8 protein-coding genes are annotated in these 8828 nt (G+C 62.5%); 3 read left to right on the top strand and 5 right to left on the bottom strand.

Features of this window, described 5'->3' with window-relative positions:
* Window positions 1–263: 263 nt before the first annotated feature.
* The 5 genes from Q8O80_RS14810 to Q8O80_RS14790 are packed head-to-tail and all read right to left on the bottom strand — an operon-like array spanning window position 264 to window position 4308.
* A complete protein-coding gene (locus Q8O80_RS14810) occupies window positions 264–755 on the bottom strand; it encodes a GAF domain-containing protein (RefSeq protein ID WP_305580579.1) in 492 nt (163 codons plus the stop codon).
* Between the two features lie 10 nt (window positions 756–765).
* Window positions 766–1515, bottom strand: a complete 750-nt coding sequence (locus Q8O80_RS14805; protein WP_305580577.1) for an ABC transporter ATP-binding protein — start codon at window positions 1513–1515, stop codon at window positions 766–768.
* Window positions 1512–2348, bottom strand: a complete 837-nt coding sequence (locus Q8O80_RS14800) for an ABC transporter ATP-binding protein (protein ID WP_305580575.1) — start codon at window positions 2346–2348, stop codon at window positions 1512–1514. The genes Q8O80_RS14805 and Q8O80_RS14800 overlap by 4 nt, the downstream gene beginning before the upstream one ends.
* Window positions 2348–3247, bottom strand: coding sequence for an ABC transporter permease (locus Q8O80_RS14795; RefSeq protein ID WP_305580573.1), 900 nt, complete (start codon window positions 3245–3247; stop codon window positions 2348–2350). Before Q8O80_RS14795 ends, Q8O80_RS14800 begins: the two co-directional genes overlap by 1 nt.
* Window positions 3247–4308, bottom strand: a complete 1062-nt coding sequence (locus tag Q8O80_RS14790) for an ABC transporter permease (RefSeq protein WP_305580581.1) — start codon at window positions 4306–4308, stop codon at window positions 3247–3249. The genes Q8O80_RS14795 and Q8O80_RS14790 overlap by 1 nt, the downstream gene beginning before the upstream one ends.
* A gap of 142 nt (window positions 4309–4450) precedes the next feature.
* Here Q8O80_RS14790 and Q8O80_RS14785 point away from each other — a divergent pair, with 142 nt between their 5' ends.
* The 3 genes from Q8O80_RS14785 to Q8O80_RS14775 all read left to right on the top strand — a co-directional run bounded on the left by Q8O80_RS14785 (window position 4451) and on the right by Q8O80_RS14775 (window position 8070).
* Complete coding sequence (locus tag Q8O80_RS14785; protein WP_305580571.1) at window positions 4451–5131, top strand: helix-turn-helix domain-containing protein; 681 nt, start codon at window positions 4451–4453, stop codon at window positions 5129–5131.
* Entirely contained in the window at window positions 5131–6714 is a 1584-nt protein-coding gene (locus tag Q8O80_RS14780) for an ABC transporter substrate-binding protein (RefSeq protein WP_305580569.1), read from the top strand. Before Q8O80_RS14785 ends, Q8O80_RS14780 begins: the two co-directional genes overlap by 1 nt.
* Window positions 6715–6966: 252 nt before the next feature.
* Window positions 6967–8070: a Xaa-Pro peptidase family protein gene (locus Q8O80_RS14775; RefSeq protein ID WP_305580567.1), complete on the top strand. Its 1104-nt coding sequence runs from the start codon at window positions 6967–6969 to the stop codon at window positions 8068–8070.
* Window positions 8071–8828: the final 758 nt, after the last annotated feature.

The following is an 8828-nucleotide window of genomic DNA, read 5'->3' as shown; positions in this document are numbered from 1 at the left end:
ACCATTCCTCTGGGCGTCGAGCATTTTGGTCAAACCGGGACGATCGGCGACCTCTACCGCCATTATGGTATCGACACGAACAGCATCATTGAAAAGGTCAACGAACTGACCGCGGGCCGCGGCACACGCTGGGCGTGACCGGAACCGGACCAAAGGCGTGCAGCAGAGCGGCCAACGGGGCGCGAGGCGACCGAACGCCCCACCATCCAGCGTGAAGCCCGCAGCCAGAGCGACGGGCTTCTACTTTCGAGAATGATGAAAACTCAGCGCGCCGCCACCAACGCCGCCAACTTGGCTGGCACCGCCAGCACGTCGCGGATCACCTGCACCCGCTCGGGCGTGTAATACCCGTCTACGTCGAGCATGTTGACCGTGCCGATCAGCTCGCCACCGATCACCACCGGCATATTGACCACGCTCTGGCAGCCCAGCGAGTCGATCAGCTCATAATCGGGGAACACCTTGGCGATCTCGGCAATGGTGTTGGCGACGAAATACTGCCGGTCCTTGTGCACGATATCGAACCAGCTGTCATAGCGGATCGGCTTGGTGCCCGAGGCCGGATAGTTCACCGGATCGCTGCTATAGGCGCGCCGCGCCAGCTCGGCCGTCATGTCCACCGTCATGAAGGTGAACAGCTTGGTGCCCACCGTGTCCTCGGTCAGTTTCTGCAGCGCCGCAAATGCTGCGTCAGCGCCTTTGGCCTCGGCAATGGCGGTGTCGAATGCCGCGATGGCGGCAGCATGTTCAGTCATGGGAATGTCCTTAGGCAACTACGCTGGACCGGCCTTCCGTGGCCGCCAGCAATTCTTGTGAGTATGGCTCGACCAGCGCGCCGTGCTTGAGTTGGGCCACGTCCGCCACCTCGACGATCCGCCCAAACCGCATCACGGCCAGCCGGTCGCACAAAAAGCTCACCACCGGCAGATTGTGCGTCACCACGAGATAGGTCAGGCCCTGTTCGCGCCGCAGCCGCTTGAGCAGGTTGAGGATTTCCGCCTGCACGCTGACATCGAGCGCTGAGGTCGGCTCATCCAGCAGCAGCACCTTGGGCTCCAGCATCAGCGCCCGGGCAATCGCCACGCGCTGCCGCTGTCCACCCGACAACTGATGCGGGAAGCGGAAGCGGAAGCGCCGGTCGAGCCCCACCTGCGCCAGCACCTGTTCCACGCGCTGATCGCGATTGCCGATGCCGTGAATAGCCAGCGGTTCGGTCAATGTCGCGTCAATGGTCTTGCGCGGATGCAGCGAGCCATAGGGGTCCTGAAACACCATCTGCACCTGCCGCGCCACTGCCCGGTCGACGCCATGGCTGCGCGCCTGGCCCAGTACCGAGATTGATCCGGTCCAGTCCGGCGCCAGTCCGGCAATGGCACGCAAAATCGTCGATTTGCCCGAGCCGCTTTCTCCCACCAGGGCAAAGCTCTCGCCCTCGGCAATGTCCAGGCTCACGCCATGCACCACCTTGGTGTCGCCATAGGAAATATCGAGATTGTCCAGCTTGATCGCGCTCATGTTCCGGCCCACTGGTTGCGGTCGAGCACGGGCAGCTCATCGCGGCTTTCATTGATCGTCGGCATCGCCGCCAGCAGGCCGCGCGTATAGGGGTGGCTGGCTTGGTCGAGCTGTCCTGCGGCGCATTCTTCCACCACCGTGCCGGCATTCATCACCAGAATGCGGTCGCAATAGCGGCTGACCAGATTGAGGTCATGGCTGATCAGGATCAGCCCCATGCCCTTGCTCGTCACCAGATCATCGATGATATCGAGCACCTGCGCCTGCACGCTAACATCAAGCGCGGAGGTCGGCTCGTCGGCAATCAGCAGTTCGGGCTCGGGGATCAGCATCATGGCGATCATCACCCGCTGGCCCATGCCGCCCGATACCTCGTGCGGATATAGTCCCGCCACGCGTTTGGGATCATCGATGCGCACCGAATGCAGCATCGCCTCAATGCGCTCCTCGACCTCGCGACGCGCCAGCTTCTCATGGGTCACCAGCGCTTCGGCAATCTGCTCGCCTACCGTCATCACCGGGTTCAGCGAGAATTTGGGGTCCTGCATCACCATCGAAATCCGAGCGCCGCGAATGGCCCGCATCTGCTTTTCGCTCTGGGCACGCAGATCGATGCCGTCAAATTCCAGTCGGTCGGCCGTCACCAGCCCCGGCTTGCGGATCAGCTTGAGGATCGCCCGCCCGGTCATCGATTTGCCCGAACCACTCTCGCCCACAATCCCCAGACGTTCCCGCCCGAGTTCGAAGCTGATCCCCTTGACCACTTCCACCCGCCCGCGATGGGTGGGGAAGCTGACGCGCAAATTCTCGACACTGAGCATGGGAGCGGTCATCACTTGCCCTCGTTCTTGGGGTCGAGCACGTCGCGCAGCCCGTCGCCGAGGAAGCAGAAGCCCAGGCTGACGATGATGATGGCAAAGCCCGGCATGGTCGCCACCCACCACTGGTCGAGGATGAAGGTGCGCCCGCGCGAAATCATCGCGCCCCATTCGGGCAATGGTGGCTGCGCCCCCAGCCCGAGAAAGCCCAGCCCTGCTGCGGTCAGGATCACCCCGGCCATATCCAGCGTTACCCTTATGATCATCGAGGAGGTACATAGCGGCAGCACATGCCCGACGATCACCCGCAGCGGCGAGGCGCCCTGCAATTGCACGGCGGCGATGAACTCGGAATTGCGGATGGTCAGCGTCTCGGCGCGGGCAATGCGCGCATAGGCCGGCCACGAGGTGATGGCGATGGCGATGATGGCATTGTTGATGCCCGGTCCCAGCGCCGCGACAAAGGCCAGCGCCAGAATCAGCTTGGGCATCGACAGGAAAATGTCGGTAAACCCCATCAGCAGCCGGTCGGTCCAGCCGCCGAAATAGCCCGCCACCGCACCCACCAGCAGTCCCAGCGGCGCCGAGATCAGCGCTACCAGCCCGACAATGGTCAGGGTGATTTGCGAGCCCCAGATCACCCGCGAGAAAATATCGCGGCCCAGTTCGTCGGTGCCCATCAGATGGGTGGAGGAGGGCGGGGCGAGCCGGTTGGCCAGATCCTGTCCGATCGCCGAATAGGGCGCCAGCCAGGGCGCAAAGATCGCCGTCAGCACCAGCGCCAGGATGATGATCCCGCCCAGTACCGACAGTGGGTTGCGCAGCAGCGCGGTAAACACCCGGTAGGCCCGACCCACATTGGCCTGCCACCGCGAATGCGGCGAATCTTCCAGCAGCCAGTCGCGTGTGCTCATCAGCGTGCCCTTGGGTCGAGGACGCGGTACAGCACGTCCGAAATCTTGTTGATGAAGATGAATACCGCGCCGATCACCAGCGTCGAGCCGAGCACCGCATTCATGTCGGCATTGAGCAGGGCCGTGGTCAGGTAATTGCCGATGCCGGGCCAGGAGAACACAGTCTCGATCATCACCGAGCCTTCCAGCAGGCCCGCATAGCTGAGCCCGATCACGGTGATCAGTGGCACCCGAATGGGGTTGAACGCATGGCGCCAGATCACCACCCGCTCGGGCACACCCTTGACCCGGGCGGTGGTGACGAATTCCTGGCTCAGTTGGTCCAGCATGAAGCTACGCGTCATCCGCGCAATATAGGCCAGGCTGAAAAAGCCCAGCACCGAGGCGGGCAGGACCAGATGGGTAATGGCGTTCCAGAAAATATCAATCTCACCCGCCAACAGGCTGTCGACCAACAATAGTCCGGTGGCCGGCGCCACCAGGCCATCGTAGAAAATGTCCAGCCGGCCCGGTCCGCCGACCCAGCGCAGCTTGGCATAAAACAGCGCCAGCCCGACCAACCCCAGCCAGAATGCCGGCATCGAATAGCCCAGCAGTCCGACCACGCGGATGATCTGGTCGATCAGCGATCCCTGCCGGCTGGCGGCAATCACCCCGAGTGGCACGCCCAGCAGCACGCCGATCAGAATGCCGATGGTCGCCATTTCCAGCGTTGCCGGGAAGAACCGGCTGAGGTCTTCCACCACCGAGCGTCCGGTGCTGACCGACTGGCCCAGATCGCCCGAGAACACATTGACCACATAATGGAAGAACTGCACCACCAGCGGCTGGTCCAGCCCCATGGCGGTGCGCGCTGCCGCATAGACCTCATTGCTGGCCCGGTCGCCGACCACGGCCAGCACCGGATCGATCGGGATCACCCGGCCGATGAAAAAAGTGATCGCCAGCAGGCCGAGAAAGGTGAGGAAAACCGTGACTACAAAACCGGCAATGGCACCCAGGCGTCGCCGCCAGCGGCGGCGAGTCACAAAGGCGCTATCCGGTGTCTCGGTGGTTGGCATACCCAGGCTCAAGCGACCATCCTCTTGAGAAAACAAGGTAATCCGTCCGCAGAATGACCTCTCTGCAGATCGTGACCACCTTCACATTTCGCTTTCACCATACAGAAAACTTTGCTTATATCAAAAAAATTATGGTGGCCTGATGACAAATGCAGCCGTCGAACCAACGCAGATTGAGGGGCATCCCAAAGTGGGGGCGCTCATTCGTGCGCGCCGCCGCCAGCAGCACATGACGCTTGAGGCGCTGGGTAAGGCGGCCGAGGTTTCGGTCGGCTATCTCAGCCAGGTCGAGCGCGATCATGCCACGCCATCGCTGGGCACCCTGGCCCAGATCGCCCGGGCGCTGGGCGTCGGAATCGAGTATTTTGTCGCCGCACCCACGGCCAAGACGGCCTTGACGCGGGCAGGGGAGCGCCATCGCTTCTCGCTCGATGGCTCTTCGATCACCTATGAGCGGCTGGGGACGGACTTTCCCGGCAATACGCTGTCGAGCTTCATCATGATCGTGCCGCCGGGCTACCGCTCGGAAACGGTGGCCCATGAGGGCGAAGAGATTCTTTACGTGCTCGACGGCGCCATCACCCAGCGCCTGGACGGCGACGAGATGATCCTGGGCGCGGGCGATAGCCTGCATTTCCGCGGCAACCGTCCGCACTCATGGTCCAACCACACCGATACGCCGGCCCGCCTGCTGTGGACCGGCACGCTGGCCCTGTTCCGCTCCTCCGCCAAGCCCTCACGCCAGGGCGAGGCGGCTACCAAAATCGGCATCAAGCCGGTCAAGCAGATCAAAATCCCAAAGCCCCAACAGGAGAAACGCTGATGAAACTCTTCCGTGCAGCCTTACTGGCGACGGCGCTGGCCTTGCCCTTGAGCAGTGTCGCCGCCCTTGCCGCCACGCCGGCCGATGCGCTGGTCGTCGCCCAGAATATCGACGACATCGTCGCCCTTGATCCAGCTCAGGCCTATGAGTTCACCTCGGGCGAGATCAACACCAATGTGTACGACCGTCTGGTTGGCTACGAAGCCGAAGACACCACGGTTCTGGCGCCAGGCCTCGCCACCGAATGGACCGCAGACGATGCGGCCAAGACCATCACCTTCACCCTGCGCGATGCCAAGTTCGCCTCGGGCAATCCGGTGCGTCCCGAGGACGTGGTGTTTTCCTTCACCCGCGTCATCAAGCTCAACCTGACCCCGGCCTTCATTCTCACCCAGCTCGGCTGGACTCCCGAGAATATCGCCGACATGGTCACCATCGATGGCAATACTGTCACCGTCAAATATGATGGCGATTTCTCCTCGGCCTTCGTGCTCAACGTGCTGGCAGCGCGTCCGGCCTCGATTGTCGACGAAGTGCTGGTCATGGCCAATGAGGTCGATGGCGATATGGGCAATGCCTGGCTCAACACCCATTCGGCTGGCTCGGGCCCCTTCGTGATGTCCGATTACCGTCCGGCTGAAATCGTCCGCCTGACCGCCAATGAGAGCTATTTCCGTGGCGCCCCCGCCATGAAGTCGGTCATCATTCGCCACGTTGCCGAAGCCGCCACCCAGCAGCTGCTGCTGACCTCGGGCGATGTCGATCTCGCCAAAAATCTGACGCCCGACCAGATCACCAGCATTTCCACCGATGCCATCAAGGTTGAAACCTATCCGCAGGCGGCTGTGCACTTCCTCTCCTTCAACCAGAAAGAGGAAGACCTTACCCCGCCAGCAGTCTGGGAAGCAGCGCGCTATCTCGTCGATTATGACGGCATGACGCAGTCCTTCCTCAAGGGTCAGATGGACATCCACCAGGCGTTCTGGCCCAAGGGTTTCCCCGGCTCCTATGACGAGACCCCGTTCACCCATGATGTTGAAAAGGCAAAGCAGATCCTGGCTGACGCCGGCATCGAGACCCCGATCAATGTCACACTGGACGTGATCAACGCGGCCCCGTTCACCGATATGGCGCAGTCGCTGCAGGCCACCTTTGCCGAAGCCGGCATCAATTTCGACATCCTGCCCGGCACCGGTGCCCAGGTCATCACCAAGTATCGCGAGCGCACCCATCAGGCCATGCTGCTCTATTGGGGCCCGGACTTCATGGACCCGCACTCCAACGCCAAGGCTTTCGCCTATAACTCGGACAATTCGGACGAGAACTACACTGCCACCACAACCTGGCGCAACGCCTGGGCTGTGCCCCAGGAAATGAACGACAAGGTCACCGCAGCCCTGGCCGAACCTGATCAGGCCAAGCGCAACGCGGCGTATATCGAGATCCAGAAGGAAGCCCAGGCCTCCTCGCCGATCGTCATCATGTTCCAGGCGGCGCTGACCATCGCCATGGCCAATAATGTCGAAGGCTATGTCAACGGCGCCACTTCCGACTTCGTGTACTACCGCCTCGTGACCAAGTAAGGCGCGCAATAGCGGCGGTGGCCCAAAACACCGCCGCTCAGGAGCCGGGCCACCTCCCTCCGGTCCGGCTCCTGACCAATTCTCAATTGTATGGCCTCGGGCATGGCTCGAGGTTTCTTTTCACCTGCGGCTTTGAGTAGACCTCATGGTGAGCCCGTCGGACCACGAGCCTGTGCGCCAGCTGCGCGACGCGCTCGCCCTTCGGCAGGCTCAGGATGAGGTCTAGTGAAAACCACCATCAACGAGTCCCCCATGACCGCGATCCTCACCACCCGCCTTGCCAATCTGCGCGCCCGCATGGCCGCCACCCAGACCGATCTGGTGGTCATCGGCCCGTCCAGCCACATGCTCTATCTGGCCGATCTCGCCCCCCATGGCGACGAGCGTCCCGTGCTGCTGCTGGTCTCGGCCAGTTTTGCCGGCTTCCTGATGCCTTCGCTCAATGTCGACAGCTCGCGCCAGCACACCGATCTGCCCTTCTTCCCCTGGTCCGACGCAGAAGGCCCCGATGCGGCGCTCGAACAGCTGCTGGTGGCCAGCGGCATTGACCGCACCGCGCCCTCCATCGTGCTCGACGAAACCATGCGCACCAATTTCGCCTTGCTGGTGCTCGATGCACTGCCCGGCGCCACCCGCCGCTTCACCGGCGATACGGTCGGCTATCTGCGCTCGCGCAAGGATGCTGCCGAATACGCCGCGCTCAAGCAGAGCGCTGTGCTCAACGACGCCGCCATGCAGGCCGGTTTTGCCGCCCTGCGCCCCGGCATCACCGAGCGCGACATCGCCACTGTCATCCGCGAATTCTACAAGGCCAATGGCGCCACGCCTGAATTCACCAGCGTCTGCTTTGGCCCCAATGGCGCCTTTCCGCACCACCACACTGGGACTACCGCGCTCAAATCCAATGACGCCGTGCTGATCGATACCGGCGGCCGCATTGGGGGCTACCCCTCCGACATGACCCGAGTCGGCTATTATGGCAGTGCGCCAGAAGGCTTCGCCGAGATCCACGCCATCCTTGATGCGGCGGTGCAAGCTGCTATCGCCGCAGCCAAACCGGGCGCCCCGGCCAGCGCCGTCGACAAGGCCGCCCGCGACGTCATCACCGCTGCCGGCTACGGCCCCAATTTCATGCATCGCACCGGCCACGGCCTGGGCATCGACATCCACGAGGCGCCCTACATCACCGCGACCTCTCCGACAATTCTGGAGGAGGGCATGGTGTTTTCCATCGAACCGGGCATATATCTGCAGGGCCGCTTCGGGCTGCGCCTCGAAGAGATCGTCATTATCCGCAACGGTGTCGCCGAGATACTCTCGGACATGCCGCGAAAGGCCGTCGCGGGCGGCCTCTGAACCGGCGGCGCAACCCTTCTGCGCGTTCCACCCGCACCATCTCGGCTACAGCGCCGATGATCGATGGGCAGGGTTGGGCTGCGCAGGCGTCGCTCCAAGCGCGTCGAAAATTGACCAGGAACTGGGTGCAATGATCGACGCGATCAAGACCGGCAACGAACTGCGGCGGTATGCGGGGGTCGACGCCCCTGAAGCGGGTCCTGCGCTGCCCGGCAAGGGCCTTGATTGAGCCGAACGATTCCTCTATCAGCGTGCGGATACGCTAGCTGACGACGTAGCCGCCATACCGCGTCGTTCGTAGGGTCAATCGCCGACCGTCGCCCGTTATTGTCGCGCGCCACTCCGGCGCGACTCCCTTTGCACACCAGTTCCGGCAGTGCTTGCCCGGTGTCGAGTGACGACCTGCGCAGGCATCTGATTCTGGCTGAGGATATCATCTAATTCATTGAAATCGTTGAGTGCGCTAAAGTCCATTGGGGACGGCGCATGTTACTGGCGCGGCCTGGGGACGGCGGTAAGTTGGCCACCGGCCGGTAAATTTCCTCGACTGACAGCCATGGTCGATCTGCCCTCCCTGGAGACCGTTAAGCCGCCACGCCGGGGACACCGATGGGGAAGCTTGCAAATGAAATAGTTATAAAGCATAACTAAATTCGAGAGGGAGGAACATATGACACTACAGGTTGCGCCTGTCCGTCCCGTGCGAATGGGCAACATGGCTTTCGAGGCGGATTGCCGCGCGGATGGCACCACGATCG

Origin of the sequence: Devosia sp., from assembly GCF_030689745.1 — a bacterium.
In the GTDB taxonomy this organism is placed as follows: Bacteria; Pseudomonadota; Alphaproteobacteria; order Rhizobiales; family Devosiaceae; genus Devosia; species Devosia alba.
This window is presented reverse-complemented; position numbering and strand designations above follow the sequence as displayed.